Origin of the sequence: Streptomyces sp. R33, assembly GCF_041200175.1 — a bacterium.
Taxonomy (GTDB): domain Bacteria; phylum Actinomycetota; class Actinomycetes; order Streptomycetales; family Streptomycetaceae; genus Streptomyces; species Streptomyces katrae_B.
In genome coordinates, this window is record NZ_CP165727.1 from 8,315,860 (window position 1) to 8,331,435 (window position 15,576).

At 69.2% G+C, this 15,576-nt stretch carries 16 protein-coding genes and 3 pseudogenes; 12 read left to right on the plus strand and 7 right to left on the minus strand.

Annotated elements, in window-relative coordinates:
- Window positions 1-273: 273 nt before the first annotated feature.
- Entirely contained in the window at window positions 274-2,004 is a 1,731-nt protein-coding gene (locus AB5J51_RS38315) for an ice-binding family protein (RefSeq protein WP_369779898.1), read from the plus strand.
- A gap of 238 nt (window positions 2,005-2,242) precedes the next feature.
- On the opposite strand, the gene AB5J51_RS38320 is transcribed toward AB5J51_RS38315, so the two are convergent.
- The gene (locus tag AB5J51_RS38320; RefSeq protein WP_369779899.1) at window positions 2,243-3,106 is read right to left on the minus strand and encodes a helix-turn-helix domain-containing protein; all 864 of its coding nucleotides are present in this window, start codon (window positions 3,104-3,106) and stop codon (window positions 2,243-2,245) included.
- A gap of 413 nt (window positions 3,107-3,519) precedes the next feature.
- On the opposite strand from AB5J51_RS38320, the pseudogene AB5J51_RS38325 reads away from it, so the two are divergent.
- The 4 genes and pseudogenes from AB5J51_RS38325 to AB5J51_RS38340 all read left to right on the plus strand — a co-directional run.
- Window positions 3,520-3,640: pseudogene (locus AB5J51_RS38325) on the plus strand (transposase); the annotation flags it as partial.
- A 613-nt stretch (window positions 3,641-4,253) separates the two neighbouring features.
- Window positions 4,254-4,484, plus strand: a complete 231-nt coding sequence (locus AB5J51_RS38330; RefSeq protein ID WP_369779900.1) for a hypothetical protein — start codon at window positions 4,254-4,256, stop codon at window positions 4,482-4,484.
- Window positions 4,485-4,943: 459 nt separating this feature from the next.
- Window positions 4,944-5,351: a PPOX class F420-dependent oxidoreductase gene (locus AB5J51_RS38335; protein WP_369779901.1), complete on the plus strand. Its 408-nt coding sequence runs from the start codon at window positions 4,944-4,946 to the stop codon at window positions 5,349-5,351.
- Between the two features lie 859 nt (window positions 5,352-6,210).
- A complete protein-coding gene (locus tag AB5J51_RS38340) occupies window positions 6,211-6,693 on the plus strand; it encodes a hypothetical protein (protein WP_369779902.1) in 483 nt (160 codons plus the stop codon).
- 132 nt (window positions 6,694-6,825) lie between these two features.
- Here AB5J51_RS38340 and AB5J51_RS38345 read toward each other — a convergent pair whose 3' ends face one another.
- Window positions 6,826-7,302 carry a hypothetical protein gene (locus tag AB5J51_RS38345; protein ID WP_369779903.1) on the minus strand — a complete coding sequence of 159 codons (477 nt, stop codon included), beginning with the start codon at window positions 7,300-7,302 and terminating at the stop codon, window positions 6,826-6,828.
- 254 nt (window positions 7,303-7,556) lie between these two features.
- On the opposite strand from AB5J51_RS38345, the gene AB5J51_RS38350 reads away from it, so the two are divergent.
- On the plus strand, window positions 7,557-8,219 hold the full coding sequence (locus AB5J51_RS38350) for a hypothetical protein (RefSeq protein ID WP_240805268.1): 663 nt from the start codon (window positions 7,557-7,559) through the stop codon (window positions 8,217-8,219).
- A gap of 246 nt (window positions 8,220-8,465) precedes the next feature.
- Here AB5J51_RS38350 and AB5J51_RS38355 read toward each other — a convergent pair whose 3' ends face one another.
- Window positions 8,466-8,603 (minus strand): hypothetical protein, encoded by a 138-nt coding sequence (locus AB5J51_RS38355; RefSeq protein WP_369779904.1) that lies wholly within the window; start codon window positions 8,601-8,603, stop codon window positions 8,466-8,468.
- Window positions 8,604-8,893: 290 nt separating this feature from the next.
- Here AB5J51_RS38355 and AB5J51_RS38360 point away from each other — a divergent pair, with 290 nt between their 5' ends.
- The gene (locus AB5J51_RS38360) at window positions 8,894-9,799 is read left to right on the plus strand and encodes a DUF2199 domain-containing protein (protein WP_369779905.1); all 906 of its coding nucleotides are present in this window, start codon (window positions 8,894-8,896) and stop codon (window positions 9,797-9,799) included.
- A gap of 610 nt (window positions 9,800-10,409) precedes the next feature.
- Here the strand turns inward: AB5J51_RS38360 and AB5J51_RS38365 are convergent.
- Window positions 10,410-10,703, minus strand: a complete 294-nt coding sequence (locus AB5J51_RS38365) for a hypothetical protein (RefSeq protein WP_369779906.1) — start codon at window positions 10,701-10,703, stop codon at window positions 10,410-10,412.
- Window positions 10,704-10,901: 198 nt separating this feature from the next.
- Here AB5J51_RS38365 and AB5J51_RS38370 point away from each other — a divergent pair, with 198 nt between their 5' ends.
- The gene (locus AB5J51_RS38370) at window positions 10,902-11,315 is read left to right on the plus strand and encodes a CBS domain-containing protein (RefSeq protein ID WP_369779907.1); all 414 of its coding nucleotides are present in this window, start codon (window positions 10,902-10,904) and stop codon (window positions 11,313-11,315) included.
- 163 nt (window positions 11,316-11,478) lie between these two features.
- On the opposite strand, the gene AB5J51_RS38375 is transcribed toward AB5J51_RS38370, so the two are convergent.
- Window positions 11,479-11,826, minus strand: coding sequence for a hypothetical protein (locus AB5J51_RS38375; RefSeq protein WP_369779908.1), 348 nt, complete (start codon window positions 11,824-11,826; stop codon window positions 11,479-11,481).
- Between the two features lie 170 nt (window positions 11,827-11,996).
- Between AB5J51_RS38375 and AB5J51_RS38380 the strand changes: the two genes are divergently transcribed.
- Window positions 11,997-13,007, plus strand: a complete 1,011-nt coding sequence (locus AB5J51_RS38380) for an ATP-dependent DNA ligase (RefSeq protein WP_369779909.1) — start codon at window positions 11,997-11,999, stop codon at window positions 13,005-13,007.
- 182 nt (window positions 13,008-13,189) lie between these two features.
- The gene (locus AB5J51_RS38385) at window positions 13,190-13,516 is read left to right on the plus strand and encodes a hypothetical protein (protein WP_053788214.1); all 327 of its coding nucleotides are present in this window, start codon (window positions 13,190-13,192) and stop codon (window positions 13,514-13,516) included.
- A 76-nt stretch (window positions 13,517-13,592) separates the two neighbouring features.
- On the opposite strand, the pseudogene AB5J51_RS38390 reads toward AB5J51_RS38385, so the two are convergent.
- Together AB5J51_RS38390 and AB5J51_RS38395 are read right to left on the minus strand one after the other, a co-directional pair.
- Window positions 13,593-13,935 (minus strand): annotated as a pseudogene (locus AB5J51_RS38390) (transposase); the annotation flags it as partial.
- Between the two features lie 74 nt (window positions 13,936-14,009).
- Window positions 14,010-14,325, minus strand: a pseudogene (locus AB5J51_RS38395) (cysteine hydrolase family protein).
- A 111-nt stretch (window positions 14,326-14,436) separates the two neighbouring features.
- Here AB5J51_RS38395 and AB5J51_RS38400 point away from each other — a divergent pair.
- Window positions 14,437-14,592 (plus strand): hypothetical protein, encoded by a 156-nt coding sequence (locus AB5J51_RS38400; protein WP_168724221.1) that lies wholly within the window; start codon window positions 14,437-14,439, stop codon window positions 14,590-14,592.
- Window positions 14,593-15,085: 493 nt separating this feature from the next.
- Window positions 15,086-15,562: a hemerythrin domain-containing protein gene (locus AB5J51_RS38405; protein ID WP_136224148.1), complete on the plus strand. Its 477-nt coding sequence runs from the start codon at window positions 15,086-15,088 to the stop codon at window positions 15,560-15,562.
- The last annotated feature ends 14 nt before the right edge of the window (window positions 15,563-15,576 follow it).

A 15,576-nucleotide genomic window follows, 5' to 3' on the forward strand; every position in this document is an offset into this window, starting at 1 on the left:
CTGCCGGGTGACGGCGCATCGCCACCTCTGGCAGGGAGTCGTTCTGCGGGTCCCCCTCAGAGCGAGCCTGCGCGCCGGGCAGGTAGGGAGCTTGCGGCCCTGAGCAGTCATCGTCGCGGGCGCTCGGAATCCTCCTCCGGGAGGACTGAGGATCGAAGCAACAAGGAAGGTCCTGCTATGGCATTGGATGTCATCCGGTCGGCTCCACCCGACACAAGCCCTCAACGCAGTCTGCTCAAACGGGGAGCCTTTGCCCTCCTCCCCGCAGCGCTCGTGGCGTCGGCCGCCCTGGTCCCGACCCTCGCCCACGCCGCAGAAGCTCCCGTTTTGCTGGGGACCACCGCCAGTTACGGGGTCCTGGCCGGTTCGACGGTCACCAACACGAACCCCACCGTCATCAACGGCGACCTGGGCCTCTATCCGGGCACATCGGTGACCGGCTTCCCGCCCGGCATCGTCAACGGAGTAATTCGCGTAGCCCCCAACGCCGCCGCCGCTCAGGCGAAGTCCGACCTCGTCGTCGCCTACGACGACGCGGCAGGCCGGGGGCCCGGGACCATTCTCGCTTCGGACGAGATCGGCGGACTGACGCTGACGCCCGGCGTCTACACGGCTCCGGCGTCCCCGCCGTCCCTGCAGCTCACCGGGACGGTCACCCTCGACGGCCAGGGCGACCCCAACTCCGTCTTCATCTTCCGGATCCCCTCGACCCTGACCACGGCTTCGTCGAGTTCCGTGGCCTTCATCAACGGAGCAAATGCCTGCAACGTGTTCTGGCAGGTGGGCAGCTCCGCCACCCTCGGCACGACCACCCAGTTCAAGGGCACCATCCTGGCCATGCAGTCCATCACGCTGAACAACAGCGCCGTGATCGAAGGCCGCGCCCTGGCGCGTGAGGCCGCGGTCACGATGGACAACAACACCATTACGGTGCCGACCTGCGCCGTTGGTCCTCCCGGTCCGAGCGGTCCTCCCGGCCCGACCGGTGCTCCCGGCCCGACGGGTGCTCCTGGCCCGACCGGTGCTCCTGGCCCGACGGGTGCTCCTGGCCCGACGGGTGCTCCTGGCCCGACGGGTGCTCCTGGCCCGACGGGTAGCCCCGGTGCTCCCGGATCCCCTGGTGCTCCCGGCCCGACGGGTGCTCCTGGCCCGACGGGTGCTCCTGGCCCGACCGGTAGCCCCGGTGCTCCCGGATCCCCTGGTGCTCCCGGCCCGACGGGTGCTCCTGGCCCGACGGGTGCTCCTGGCCCGACCGGTAGCCCCGGTGCTCCCGGATCCCCTGGCGCCCCCGGCCCGACGGGTGCTCCTGGCCCGACCGGTAGCCCCGGTGCTCCCGGATCCCCTGGCGCCCCCGGCCCGACGGGTGCTCCCGGCCCGACCGGTAGCCCCGGTGCTCCTGGATCCCCCGGTGCCCCCGGCCCGACCGGACCCGCAGGACCCGCGGGACCTGTCGGACCCACCGGGCCCGCCGGACCCACCGGGCCTGTCGGGCCCACCGGGCCCGCCGGACCCAAGGGGCCTCGCGGTGACAAGGGCGAGAAGGGGCACCACGGCCACGACAAGGACAAGGACAAGGACAAGGACGGCCACCACGACAAGGACAAGGACAAGGGCAAGGGCGAGAACGGCCGCCACGACCACGACAAGGACGAGGACGGCGACCACGGCAAGGGCGAGAACGGTAAGGACGACCACGACGAGGGCAAGCCGCCGTGGGCCGACTTCTTGCCGAACAGCCAAGACAATGATCCCGGTGACGAGGGTCCCGGCGATCCCGGTGACGAGGGTCCCGGTGATCCCGGTGACGAGGGTCCCGGCCAGGCGGCCAGGAGCGTCAACTTCGCCCACGTGAGCGCCGCCACCGGCCAGCAGCCGGCGGGGGCCGGCTCAAGCAGCGGGACCGGCATCATGGCCGCCTCTGCAGCAGCGCTGGCATTCGTCGCGGGCTCGGTCCTCTTCACCATGAAGAGAATCCGGCGGGGTACGGCAACCCGACAGGACTAGCCCCTCGCAGACGTGACCACCTCACGCCCCTGCCCCTTCGGGTCTCGAGCACTCGGCCGGATCGGCCAACGCTCCGCCCTCCCGTCACCGACTGCTGCGTACGGGTCGGCGGCAGGGGCTGAAACCCGGTCAAGCGCGTAGGGCGTCCCGTCCGCCGTTCGGCGGCTGAGCCCCTGGACACATCGTCCAGGGGCTCAGTAGCGCTCGCGAGTGATCAGCTCCAAGATCCGCCCTCACGTCATCCCGGGCCGGCGTACGCCTTCATGGCTTCGTTGATGAAACGCCGCGTACTATCCAGGCGCAGCGCCTGAGCCTGCAAGTGCGCATACATATCGCTGTAGAGCCGCACGTCGGAACGTTTCTCCAGATAGAGGTCGCTGGTGAACCTTTCCAGATACACCACGCTCGCATCGGTGGCGTCGGCGAACTCGAGCAGCGAGAACTGCCCCGAGACACCCGGGTGCGCACCCACATCGTGAGGGAGGACCTGCAAGGTGATGTGCGGCTGGGCACCGAGGTGGGTCAGATGGGCCAGCTGCTTGCGCATGACCTCGCGGCTGCCTACGACGCGCCGCAGCGCCGATTCGTCCAGTACGGCCCATAAGCGCAGCGGGTTCCGCGGGGCTCCCAGCCGGTCCTGGCGTCGTAGCCGCACCTGGAGGCGTGCGGCGGCCTGTTCGGGCGTGACATGAGGGATCGTTCCTGCGATGACCGCCCGGGCATAGGCGGGGGTCTGCAGCAGGCCGGGGACCACCAGCGGCTCGTAGAGCCGGATCGCGGCCGCCTCGGCCTCCAGACCGATGTAGGCGCCGTACGGGATGTCGCCGTAGGAGTTCCACCAGCCCTGGTGACCCGCCTCCGTGGCCAGCTGCATCAGATGGTCAATCAGCCGCTGATCCTGAACTCCGTACAGCACGCAGAGATCGCGCACATCGCGCGGCTTGACGAGGCGGCGGCCGTTCTCCAGAAGGCTGATCTTGGGCTGGGAGATCAGCAGGCGCTCCGCCACCTGCTGTGCCGTCATACCGCTGACCTCCCGGAGCCGTCGTAGCTCCGACCCCAGCCGGCGCCTGCTGACGGTGGGATTGACAGTGGCACTCACAGGACGCGCACCTCCGCTCGAAAACCTTGCACAGGCGCAGATTGCCACGGCCGGGTCGGCTGGATCCGCTTTGGCGACGTGTCGCGCACGACGATTAGAGCCGGGCGAATGGCGGCCTCGGTTCGCATTAATTCTCACCCGACTGGCCATATTCTATTGCTCGAATAACAAGGATTTGAATATCCTCATGCTGCTTTTTCGTCTACGAATGCCGGATTGTGCTCTTCGTAATATGCCAGCTCAGAGGGATCGCCCCCAGACCCGCCTTCGCACAGTCGGCCCTTGTTGCGAGAACTGTCACGGTCCTGTCGGTCGAGGCACGCTGGACCGCGCCGACCGCCCGGCCCGCATCGCGCGAAAAGTCCCTGATGTCGGGGATGCGCCACGGGCATACCGTCTCCAAGGCCACCCGCGGCTTCGACGCCGCGAAGAAGATCAACGGGCGCAAGAGACATATCGCCGTGGACACCCTCGGCCTCCCCGTGATGATCACGGTGACACCCGCCGACATGACCGACCGTGACGCGGCCCGCGAGCTTCTCCGGCGCCTGCGCGTGATGCAGCCGCAATCACCCAGGTCTGGGCCGACTCCGCCTACGCCTGCCAGCTCGTGAACTGGTCCGAGGACTTCCTGAGGATGACGCTCAGAACCGGCTCCCGGCCCCGCGGCGCGAAAGGCTTCGTCGTCCTGCCCGACGCTGGAAAGTCGAACGCACCTCCGCTGGATCATGAAATCCCGCCGCAACGTCCGGGACGACGAACGGCTGCCCCAGAACTCCGAGGCCCACCTGACCCGGGCACTCAACACCCTCATGACCCGGCGCCTGACCCGCAAGGGTCCCGCGCCAGCTGGTCCAGGAAGCCGACCGCGGTGTGAACGACTATCCCACTTGGTGTCTGCCTTGTTGAGTTGGCACCTTTGCCCTTGGCGATTTGCGGCTGGGTAACGGACTCGGACCCGAGCCGGCCAGGGGGAGGGTCTGGATGAGTGCGGATGTGGAACGGGAGCGCTGGGAAATGCTTTCCGGAGCCGGTGTGGGGCCGCTGAGGTTCGGAATGCTGCCAGCCGAAGTCGCTGAGGCGTTGCTGGCCGCCGACCCCCGGCGCGGGTTGGCGGTCCGCACGAGCAGGAAGACTTTCCGAACGGGTGAAGGCGTTCTACGACGCAGGCAAGCTTGCATGCATCGCTCCGGATGCAGTCACCGGCCCTCAGGTCTTCCTGGCCGGCTTCCCACTGGCGGGGAGCGATCCAGTGCAGGGTCATGACTTCCTTCTGGAACATGCCGCAGAACATGAGAACTGGGTGTTCGGCGGTGCGGGTGCTGATGCCGTAGCGGGTGGCGAGGGCTCTCGGGTGGGGGAGGGGCTGGGGGATTGAGGTTCTGTCTCTGGCGGTCAGGGTCGGCGGCGGCCCGTGCCGATATGGCGTGCTCGGGTGAGGCCCGGTGCCCGGTTGCTCTGCGCTCGGCCGGTGATGGCCGGTCAGTGGTCGGCGTTATCCGCCCCGGGCCCCAGGGGGCGCCGGCCTGGGGAGCGGGTCAGCGCGGGCGTCCCCGACGGGCAGGGGGCCGGGCGTCGGGCGCCGGTGAGAATTGGGCGCGGTCGCTTCTGAGGCGGCCCGACGTCTGGAGGACGTTTTGAGTGACGACGTGGTCCGCATCGTCCTTCGAGAGGCACACGGACCGGGAGGCACTGCGGGCGCCGGGTGACGTGGGCGGTACGGAAGGGTGGAAGCGGTGACCGTGTGTGACTCTGTGTCGCAGTAAGCTGACGCTTTGTTGCCTGTGTGTGGCTGTCGCGCTACTGGGGCGCGGCATCCCGGTGGAAGGGGCCGTTCGTGTCTGCCGCGCTTTCCGGCGATCTTCAGAAGATCATCGATGACACTCCCGTCTTTGCGACGGTGGCGACCATCCAGCCTGACGGAAGGCCGCAGTTGTCGGTGACCTGGCTCGGCCGTGACGGGGACGATCTGCTGATCTCCACGACGGTCGGCCGCAGGAAGGAGAAGAACCTGCGGCGCGACCCGCGCATCACTGTCATGATCAACCCGCACAATGCGCCGTACACCTATGTCGAAGTGCGAGGTACCGCCACCGTGACCAGGGAGGGCGGCCAGGAGTTGATTAACGAGCTCTCACGCAAGTACACGGGCAAGGACTACGCGGACTTCAATCCGGCCTCCGCCGACGACGCGGAGCGCGTCGTGGTCCGCGTCACCCCGGACAAGGTCGTCGGCTCGCTCTAGGAACCGTCCGGCCGATCACGGGAGACAGCCCCCAGCCCCGCTACCGAGCGCAGCTGTGTCCTGCTCGCTGAACTTTCCGGCTTGATTCGAGGGACGACAGGCTCGGGGTACCGCGAGCAGGGGCGGGGGACCAGGTCCTGTTCCTGGCGGTTAGGGTCGGCGGCGGCCGTGCCGATATGGCGTGCGCGGGTGAGGCCCGGTGCCCGGCTCTCCGGGGGTAGCAGTACCACCGGCCGCCCCAAACAAAGGCTCCACGTGCGGCTGGTGACGTCCGGTCAGCGGTTCGCGATATCCGCCCCGGGCCCCAGAGAGCGCCGACCAGGGGGCGGGTCACCACGGGCGCCCCTGGCACCGTGCCGCTCTCCTCGGCTGACTCTGATGAGGCTCCCTGGTTTTTCCCCGCCCCGCGCTCGGTCGCTCCCCAGAGATGCTCACGCGATTCCCCACCCTGGGGTGTGGTGGGAGCCTGACCGCTGAACTCGGGCGTTTCGTGTGGGGATCCGGCTCCAGGCCGGCCAGCGGCTCGCGGCGGGTGAGGAGGCCACGCTGATCGCGACGGACCTGCGGGTGAGCGTGCGGTCGGTGGAATGCTGGCGTCATGCCTGACGCGAAGGCGGCATGGAGGCCCTGCGTTCCGCAGACCCGGCCAACTCAGTACGTGGGGAAGGGCGGGGAGAAGTGCGCGGTGGCCTGGGTTGCGGTGGCAGCCATGATGGTAAGGGCGGCTGTGAGGGCTGCAAGGGTGGTTCTGATCCTCATGGTTGCTCCGTAAGTCGGTTGCTGGCTTGTCCAGTTGACCTTAAGGGTGCGTGCATCTTCTACGCCGAAGCGTGAGGCGCTGTCCGTCACCGTTCAAGTCTTGTCCGACGCAACTGAGGCCAGCGCGCACACCTACCCGCAGCTGCTGCACCGCGCGGCCGTGCCGCCGCCGCCCCGAATGGTGATGCGGCCCACCGACACTGGCACGGTTCGGCTGACGCGGCCGTCCGGGTCATGGCCGGCGCTGTTCTGGGACGACCCGGACGACCTCAAGGGGACGGACCCCACGGCCGCCGCGGAGGAGGAACGGCCCGCCGCGCGCGGCTTCCCCGACGACCCCGCTCCGTGGCGTCCCCGGGTGCGCTTGCTCAGCGCGCCCGACGAGGTGTCGGAGCTGGCCCGCTCCTGGCAGGTGGCCGCGCCCCGGCTGGAGGAACTGCGCGGGCCCTTCGAAGCCGAGGCCGCCGGCTGGGCGGGCCGGCCCACCGGCTTCGACGCCGCCGCAGCGCTGTTGCGCGAATGGGGCGACGTGGCCACGGAGGCCGGCGCCTGCCGATGGGGCCTGGTCGGTCTCCCTTTCTAGGCGAGGTCGCCACCATCCGCGAACACCGCAAGGTCTGCTGAGCCGGCCACGCCGGTGTCCTGGGGGTGGTTTGGCGCTTCTGAGCACTGCCGCCCGGCGCGCGACGGCTTGGAGGAGGCTCCTCACCACTCTTCAGGTCGGCCAGTTGACCTGCCCGCTCTTGACCTGAAGTGCATCCGGAGCGTCGGCTTCATAGAACCTGAGGGATCCGATCCCGACTGCGCTATCCCCGAGCAGGTGCGTGTCGTGAGCCCTTGTGGCCAGCCAGCAGAGCAGCTCGCCGACCTTCTCGAACTCGTCTGGGTGGATCTCCTGGCGGGATGTCAGCGACCAGCCCTTCCACGGCGGGTCCGCGCGACGGGTCAGTGCCGAGCAGAGCACACCACCCACCCGCCAGGCCGTGCCGTGCCCGGCCAGCAGTGGATAGGGATCGTCCTCAATCTCGGGGATCCCCGAGTCGTCCTCCACGACGACCGGGAACTCGGTGACGATGGACAGGCGCTCAGGTTGGGGCCCGGTCCCCAGATGCCAGCTCAGCTCGGCGAGCTCCAGCTCGGATATCTCGTCCCTCAGGTCGACGGCAATCATCAGCTCATAGATGTCACTCACCCAGTGAACCCTACGACCGGCGCACCCCGGGCCCGCTCCGGCATGCGGGGCTGACGTAGCGTTCGGGCATGAGCATGTCGCAACCCCCTGGCCCTTACGGGTCTCCGCAGCCCCCGAATCCGTACGGTGGACAGCAGCCGGCCCCGCAGTCCGCACCCCATCCGCACCAGCAGCCCTACCCGGGTCACCCCTACCCGGGTCACCCCTTCCCGCCACAGCAGTATGCCGGTCAGGGTGTGTGGGGCCGGCCCCCGATGGGCCCGCCGCGCAAGAACCGGCCGGGCAGGGTGATCGGGATCGTCGCGGGCTCGTTTGTGGTGCTCGGCGTCCTCGGATTCGGCGTGAAGCTGCTGGCGGGGGCCGGATCCCTGGCGAGCGGAACCGGCTTCCCCGAGGCCCGGTACCGGCTCACCGTTCCCAAGACCATGCTGGACGGCAAGTACGAGCTGGTCCAGGACCTGTCGGACACCGAGGGAAAGAAAGCCCTGAAGGGCAGTTACGACTCGAAGATCCGCAATCCGATGCCGGTCGTCGGCCAGTACAACTCCAACTCCCCGAAGGGACAGAGTGCCCTGGTTTTCTCCGGGATGTACGGCCAGTTCAAGGACCCCGAGAGCGCTCGCAGGAAGATGCTGGGCGGCGCGGCGGACGCCGAAGGCGCGACCCTGGCGGTCCCCGCCCGGGAGATCACGCCCCCCGGTTCCGGCATCACCCTGTCCTGCCAGGTGCTGACCATGAGTCAGGGCGGCGCCGAGAGCACCCTGCCGATGTGCGCCTGGGCGGATGAGAACACCGGCGCCTCGGTCGGCGTGGTCACCCCGGAGATCGTGGCGCAGAAGCCCGGGTCCGTCGACCTGGCCAAGGTCGCCGAGACCACCCTGAAGGTGCGAGCCGAGTCCCGGCAGCCGATCGGCTGACCGCCGCCGCTTCCCCTCGCACTGGGCCGGGTATGTGCGGCCCCTGTCGGCCGGCGGCTCCGCTGTGCTCGGACGCCCCAGACGGCCACAAGCGTGTACAAAACAGCCGCGCTCGAGTGGCACCCCGACACCAGCGACGGCGACCACAAGTCCTTCCAACTCCTCCAAGAGGCATACCGACTGGCACGCCAGAGGAGCTGACCTCCTGCACGGTGCCAGCGGCCGCCGCGGGGCGCTCCCAGGGGGTCAGGCGAGGCGAGAGCCGATACGGAAGCGCATCTCGCCTGCGGACCGGCGGATCTCCTCGTCAGGGGCGTGCTCCTCGAGGACGCCGAGGGGATCATCAGAGCGCGGGCCTCGTTCCCGCTGATCTGCTTCAGGCACGGTTCGGTGGCTCCGTCGAGCAGGGCGTCGAGCATCTCTTCCATGAGCAGATCAACGCCTTGCCGCCCGTCTCGTCACCCCGTCTCGGCGCGCCCCGGGCGCCGGGTCAGTGCTCGGTGGCGCGTGAGCTGCCGGGGGTGGCCCAGGAGGCAGGGATGGGCCGTTGGGGGATGACGTCGGGGACGGGTTGCAGCGGGGGCCGGATGAGAGGGCGGTCGTCGCCGGTTAGCGAGCGGGCGGTGGGCGCACCCGGGCGTCGGGGCGGTGCGGCCGCTGCCTAGGCTGGCGGCGTGACCAGCCATATTCCCTCCTGTTCCTGCTGCGGCGACTCCCTTACGCACGAGCGGCGCATCGACGTCGGATTCAACCTGCCCGACGCTGCCCTCAGCGCACCCGAAGAGGCCCGGCATCGGCCCGGCCCCTCCGCGCTCCTCCGGGTTGACGGCGCCGGCTCGTTCATCCGCTGTCTGCTGCCCATCCGGCTGACGCACGACACGGAGCTGGTCCTGGGCATATGGCTGGAGGTCGACGAGGCCACGCTCCGGAAGGCGCACGACCTGTGGGAGGACCACGGTTACGCGGATCTCGCCTTCAGAGGGATGCTCGCCAACAAGATTCGCCCCTGGGGCGACGACCTGCTGGGCGTCCCGTTCACCGCCCGGGTCGCCGACCCCGAGGAGCTGCCCTACCTCGTCGCCGGCCACCACCCGACGGCCGCCCGGGTCCTGGAAGACATCTGGGACCGGGACCACGTCCTCAGCCGCTTCCCGCACCAGCTTCCCGTCGACGTCCGCACCGACCTCGGTGACCACTGGTCCATCGTCCGCACCGCAGGCCTCACCGCCCGGTTCGCCGACGGAGCGGACCAGTTCGCCGGGCCGGACCGCAGCGCCGCCGTGACCGTGTTCACGGACGACACCCCAGGGCGCACTTCCGACGACTTCCTGTCCGCACTGCTCGCCGGCGCGCCCGACAAGCTTCCCGCGCAGCGGCTCACCGAGCCTCTGCCCGGCGGCCTCCGCCACGCCTTCTGGCTGACCCCGGACGACCACGGCCGGGAGCGACACGAGTTCTACGGATTCACGGTGCCGGCCTCCGGCACCGCCGCCGGGCTGTTCTGCACCCACGAAGACCCCGTCGACCTCGCCTGGGCCCAGCAGGTCTGGCGGTCCCTCGAATGGACTGACCCGTCCTGACCCGAAAGAAAGGCCGTAGGGCGCCGGGGGCGAACCAGGTCGTCGAGAGCGGCCGGACGGGGCGTCAGTGTGCGACGTTCCGAGGGCCTGGTCGGCCGTCGCGACGCCCCCGAGGCCAAGGGGAACAAAGGCGGGTGCCGCCCATCGTCCCGGCCCGTCGGATGCTGCGCCAGCGGGAGGTGTCGCGAAGGCGTCAGCGCACGGGCGGCTGCGGCTGGAACTCCGAGGTGATGCGACATAAGCAAGGGGACCTTCCGTGGCTGTGCCCGTTGCCCGTCATCTGGTGGCTGGGCCCGATGCAGCTGGACTCGCCGAGCGGATGAGCGCGCGGGTGGCGCGCCGCGTCGAGCGCCTCGAGGTGTCGGCGGAGAGAATCGACTTCGCCTTCAGCACTGCTGTCCTCGCTCTTCAGGCGCATTGCGTGGCCGACTCTGAGGCCGGTGCGCTCAAGACATGGCAGGCCACGGTCAACGCGATGCGCCAGTGGAGACGCGACACCACGGAGATGATCGGCGGCGCGATCACCGGCACGCTGGCCCGCCCCTGGCTGCTCCTCTTGGGCCGCTACGACCAGGACGGCCGGCTGCACGCGGTCGGCCGCACCGGCTGCTCAGCCGCTTTTGGCGCGGTGGTGGGCGAGGGCGTCGGCGAGTTCGTCGTGGCTCATGCCGGAGCGGCCGCGGATGCCGGCCTTGGTGGCCTTCTCGTACAGCTCCGCCTTCATCAGCGACTGCAACGAACGCGAACGGGAGGTTGCCGGAGAGCGGGTGGTGCGCTTCTTCACGCCGCCCGACCCTTTCCCCGTGCCCTTCGCAAGGTTGGTGGAGGTGCTGGCCTTCTCGCCGGTGTCCTTGGGGCTGAGGGCCCGTTCGACGGAGGCGTGCAGGGCCTCCATGAGGTCCACGGCGCCGGTGGGCTTCGGCGCGGGCTCGGCCTTGTCGATCGTCTCGCCCGTCTGCTTGGCGGCGATCAGCCTCCCAGGTGCCGGAACCCGGCCGCGATTGGTTTGATCCCGACGGATGCCCTGGGGACACGGCGGACTGCGGACGCGTAGGTGGCGGGAGGTGGGGCAGTCGCCCAGCAGAGACGAGAGGAGACGGTGATGACCACCGCGCGCGACATCATGACTCCGGAACCTGAATGCATCGACGCCGGATCCACCGTTCTGGAGGCGGCCCGGAAACTGGCACGCCTCGACGTCGGCGCACTGCCGATCTGCGGCACCGACCACAAGCTCAAGGGAATGCTCACCGACCGGGACATCGTTACCAAGGTCCTTGCGGTCGGCAAGGACCCGGCGACTTGCACGGCGGGCGAGCTCGCACAGGGCGAGGCCGTCACGATCGGCGCCGACGACGACGCCTCGGAGATCCTTCGCACCATGACCGAGCATCACGTACGCCGTCTGCCAGTGATCGACGGCCACGACCTGGTCGGCATCATTGCCCAGGCCGACGTGGCCCGCGCCCTGCCCGACCCGCAGGTGGGCGATCTCCTCGAAGCGATCTCCAGCTGACGCTCCCGCCATGCCCGTGCGCTGTTGCCCGTGTCGCGGCTGAGGTTCGGAGGCCCCCTGCTCAACAGGAGCCCTGCGAACTCCCGGTCCGAGCGGTGACGCTGGTGGTGGCAGAGGCCAGGTGGTGATCAGCGGCCCCGCCGGTGCCGAGGGCCGTAGAGGGTCAGAGTTCGGGCCGGTGGGCGGGGTTGATGACGAGGAGCCATTCGTCACCCCGGTCCTCGACGGTGAAGCCGGCGTTGCGGAAGGCTGCCGCGAGGGCGAGTCCGAATGCCTGGCGCAGTCCGGGCAGGTCGTTTCGGTTGACGGTGCGGGTGCGGCGGGGGCCGCGGCGCCGTGCCCGCACCCGTGCCCACAGGCGCTGGATCTCCTGGGGCATCCAGCCGACCATCACGCCGCGGGCGTGCTGGATGACGTGGACGCCTTCCGCACCGGCCGCGGCGGGGGCGAATCCGGCTTCCTGCAGCACGGTCCGTACGGCGTCCAGGAACTGCGCTTCCTGATCATTCACGCACCGAACTGTAGGGCTCCCGCGCCTGCCAGCCCTGTAGTGACAGGCTCCGCCAATGCCGGGCGCAGCCTGCCCGCAACGTGTTGGCCGGATCCGGGCCCGGACTTCCGCGTACACCCGGGCGGCCGGGCGACCCTGGAAGAGGGGCGAGCTGTGAGGGAGGCCCTGGGGTGACGCTGGATCCGCCGGTGGAGCCGATGCTGGCGCAGGCCGTGGAGTCGGTGCCAGGCCCAGGTGTGCTGGGCGAGCTCGCGTTCGAGCAGAAGTTCGGCGGTTACCGGGCGCTGCTGTTCACCCCCACCGCGCCGGACGGCAAGCTGCTGCTGCAGACCCGGCGCGGGTCGCTGATCCAGGACCGGTTCCCCGACCTCGTCGCCGCAGCGGACAAGCTGCCCGCCGGCCTGGTCCTGGACGGGGAGCTCGTCGTCTGGGACACGAAGGCGGGCAGGCTGTCGTTTGAGGGCTTGCAGCACCGCAGCGCTGCCCGCGGCCGCAGCGCGCGCGGGCTCGCTGCCTCCCTGCCCGCGTTCTTCATCGCCTTCGACATCCTGCAGCAGGACGGACACGAGCTGACCGGCTACCCCTACCGGCAACGCCGCCTCAGGCTAGAAGCCCTGTTCGCCGGGCACCGGCTGGCGACGCCCTGGACGGTGTGCCCGATGACGACGGACCTGATCAAGGCGCAGCAGTGGCTGGAGTCGTGGACCGACATCTCCGGGGTCGAAGGCATCGTGGTCAAAGCCATGAACCAGCCCTACCGGCCCGGGCACAGAGGCTGGTACAAACTGCGCCGCCGCAACACGACAGAAGCGATCATCGGAGCGATCACCGGCATCCTGATCCGACCCCAGCTCCTCCTGCTGGGCCGCCGCGACGCCGAGGGCCACCTCCGCCCGATCGGCCGCACGGCACCACTCCGTGCCGAGATGGCACGCCTGGTCGGGGGCAACGTGACCGCGGCCGATACCGGACATCCCTGGGAAGGCCGCCGGTTTGCCTCGGCGTGGGGCAGCCGGGACACCTTGGAGGTGACCCTCGTACACCCCGAACTGGTTGCGGAGATCAGCGCCGACACCGCCCTCGACCGGGGCGGCGTCTTCCGTCACCCGGTCCGCTTCAAACGGCTGCGCCTGGACGTGACCGTGGAGGAGGTGCCGCTGTTCAGCGTAGACCCCAGCTAGGCCCCCGGCTAACTGATGGTTTCAAAATGGGATCCGGAGGTAGCGAAGGCATATGAGGTGCAGCCGGTTGAGGCGAGGGCCTGTCCGGCCGGCCCATGCAGCTCTGTCTCACGGCCTGACCCACGATGGCCGGCAGCCGCACAGACTCCCCTGTCCGGCGTGGGCACGTGCATAGTGTGTTCATGGATGGATTCGTGGGTCAGGCCCGCCTCGAATGGTGGGCCAATCACGCGACCTGCCTTGAGGAGTACGACATCGACATCACCGTCACTGTCGACGCGGTCGGTACGTGGCGGGCAACCGGTCAGCATGCCAATGCCCTCGACACGACTCAGCGCGAGGGCTGGGACTTCCTCATGGAGATGGACCCCTACTTCTCCATGGTGTTTCCCGGCGAGGACAACGGCGGGATCTTGGTGAGAGTCTTCGAGGCAGAGGATGGAACTCTCACGCTCACGGAGGCGCCGGACGGGGACGGTGCGGAAAGCATCACCTTCGACCTCCCTTGAGTTCAGTCCCTCCATGGGCAGGACCCGACTTTGCCGCCCTGCCACCGACTCCGGCATGTTGCCCCTCACTGATCTTTCAGAATGAAGTTCGGAGACGGCGAAGGCATATGAGGCTGCAGGCCAGTTCGAGCAGGCGGTAGTGCAGATCCGCGCGTCGTCGTAGCGGATGCGGAGCCGCTAACCGGTGCAGCCAGGCGAAGGCGCGCTCGACGACCCGGCGCACCTTGCCCAGCCCGGAGCCGTGGGCGCCCCCGCGTCGGGCGATCACGGGCTTGATGCCGCGCTTCCACAGCAGGCGGTGGTACCTGTGGAAGTCGTAGCCCCGATCGGCATACAGACGCCGGGGCTTGCGGCGGGGAGCGTCCTCGCCGGCCCCGAACTGCTGGGACGCCGTCCAGCAGCGGCAGCAACTGGGTCACTGTGGCTGACCGGGTCCGCGGGTGGCGGTCTGCTGGTGTGAAAGCAGTCCGGTGGAGATCCTGGCCGACGCCGGCTACCAAGGCCTGGGCGCCCAGACCGGCGGCCGCGTGATGCGCAGTGCGGCCCTGGCGAGCTCGGGGTCGATGTGGGCCACGGCCTCGGGGACGATGCTGACGTCGAAGTGCCGTATGTGTGCGTCGAGCGCGGAGTAGAGGATGCACTGCTCGGTGACCTGTCCGCACAGGACGAGTCGGCGCACGTCCAGCTGGCCCAGCAGGTAGCTCAGGGGCGTCGGGCAGCGCTTCGCGCACCGAGGAGACCAGGGCGTCGGCGTCCTCGTGGTCGTAGGTGTTCAGCAGGTCGATCACGATGAGCGCCGTGCTCGTCATGGGATCGCCGCCTCTCAGCCGCTGGTGCCACGGGAGTGACTGGGCGCGTGACTTCAATCGGCGGTCAGGGGGGATGAGATCCGGCTCTGGGGGCTGGGCAAGGTGCGGGCGATGGCAGGCCTGGGCGACGACGCCGCCGAGGGCGTGTCCGCGCAGGGCGGGCAGCCGACGGCCTTGTGCTCGGTCATCGTCCGCAGGGCTGCCTCGGCGGCGTCGCTGCCGGTGCCGAGGGTGGCGGCTTCGCCCTGGACGAAGTCGCCAGCCTGACAGGAAGGAGGGTCTCGTTATCGGTGCCGCAGATGGGCAGCGCGTCGCTGCCTCCGTCGGTCGCCTTCTTCGCCGCGTCCAGAACACTGTCCCCGGCGCCCGCTGCCCGTGCCCCCAGGGTCATGATCTCGCGTGTGCTCGGCATGATCAGCACTCCTCCCGAACGGGAGCGAGACGGCACGATGTGCCGTCGGGCGCCTGCCCGGAGACCGGCCGTGCATGCGGGCGTCGAACAGTGCCTACCCGCGTGCCGAGCCTTGCGCTCATCAGCCCCGAGCTCAGTGCCCGCAGCCCGGGCGCGCGCCCTGCGGGCGCATCCGCGGACCGTCACGGCACGACAACCCCGCCCTTCCGGGCACGATGCCCTGTTGGTCCGGGCGGGCGGTCTCTGACGGTGTTCTGTGTCTGAACGGGTCTCGCGCTCATCTGCGGAGTCATGGTGGTGCTGGTCCCCGAGCACGGGTGCCCTTAGGCCGCGGTGGAGGGTACGGACATGGACGCGATCGTGCTGCTGCGCGATGATCACAAGACGGTCGAGAAGCTGTTCAAGCGGTTCGAGAAGACCGGTGACGACGATGTCGCCGAGCGGCGGACGATCGCCGACGAGGTGATCGAAGAGCTCACCGTGCATGCGTGGGTCGAGGAGCGCATCTTCTATCCCGCCGCCCGTGAAGCCGCCCCCGAGACCACCGATCACATTCTCGAGAGCATCGAGGAACACCACGCCGTCGTATGGATGCTCTCCGAGCTGAAGAACATGGATCCCGCCGACGAACGCTTCAAGGCGAAGATGAGCGTCCTCATGGAGAACGTCCGCCACCACGTCGAAGAGGAAGAGCAGGAGTGGTTCCCGCAAGTCCGTAAGGCGATGGGCCGCAAGCGGCTCACCGAGCTCGGCGATCAGCTCGAAGCCGAGAAGAACAAGGCCCCGCGTGATCCGCTCGCCGTCCCCAGCGCAGCCAGCAAGTGATCTGCCCCGAGCCT

Excerpts from the sequence above, each read along its gene's own strand:
- AB5J51_RS38350 (WP_240805268.1), top strand. The coding sequence starts at position 7,557 with ATGGGCCCGCCGCGCAAGAACCGGCCGGGCAGGGTGATCGGGATCGTC.
- AB5J51_RS38370 (WP_369779907.1), top strand. The coding sequence starts at position 10,902 with ATGACCACCGCGCGCGACATCATGACTCCGGAACCTGAATGCATCGAC.
- AB5J51_RS38385 (WP_053788214.1), top strand. The coding sequence starts at position 13,190 with ATGGATGGATTCGTGGGTCAGGCCCGCCTCGAATGGTGGGCCAATCAC.
- AB5J51_RS38400 (WP_168724221.1), top strand. The coding sequence starts at position 14,437 with ATGGCAGGCCTGGGCGACGACGCCGCCGAGGGCGTGTCCGCGCAGGGC.
- AB5J51_RS38405 (WP_136224148.1), top strand. The coding sequence starts at position 15,086 with ATGGACGCGATCGTGCTGCTGCGCGATGATCACAAGACGGTCGAGAAG.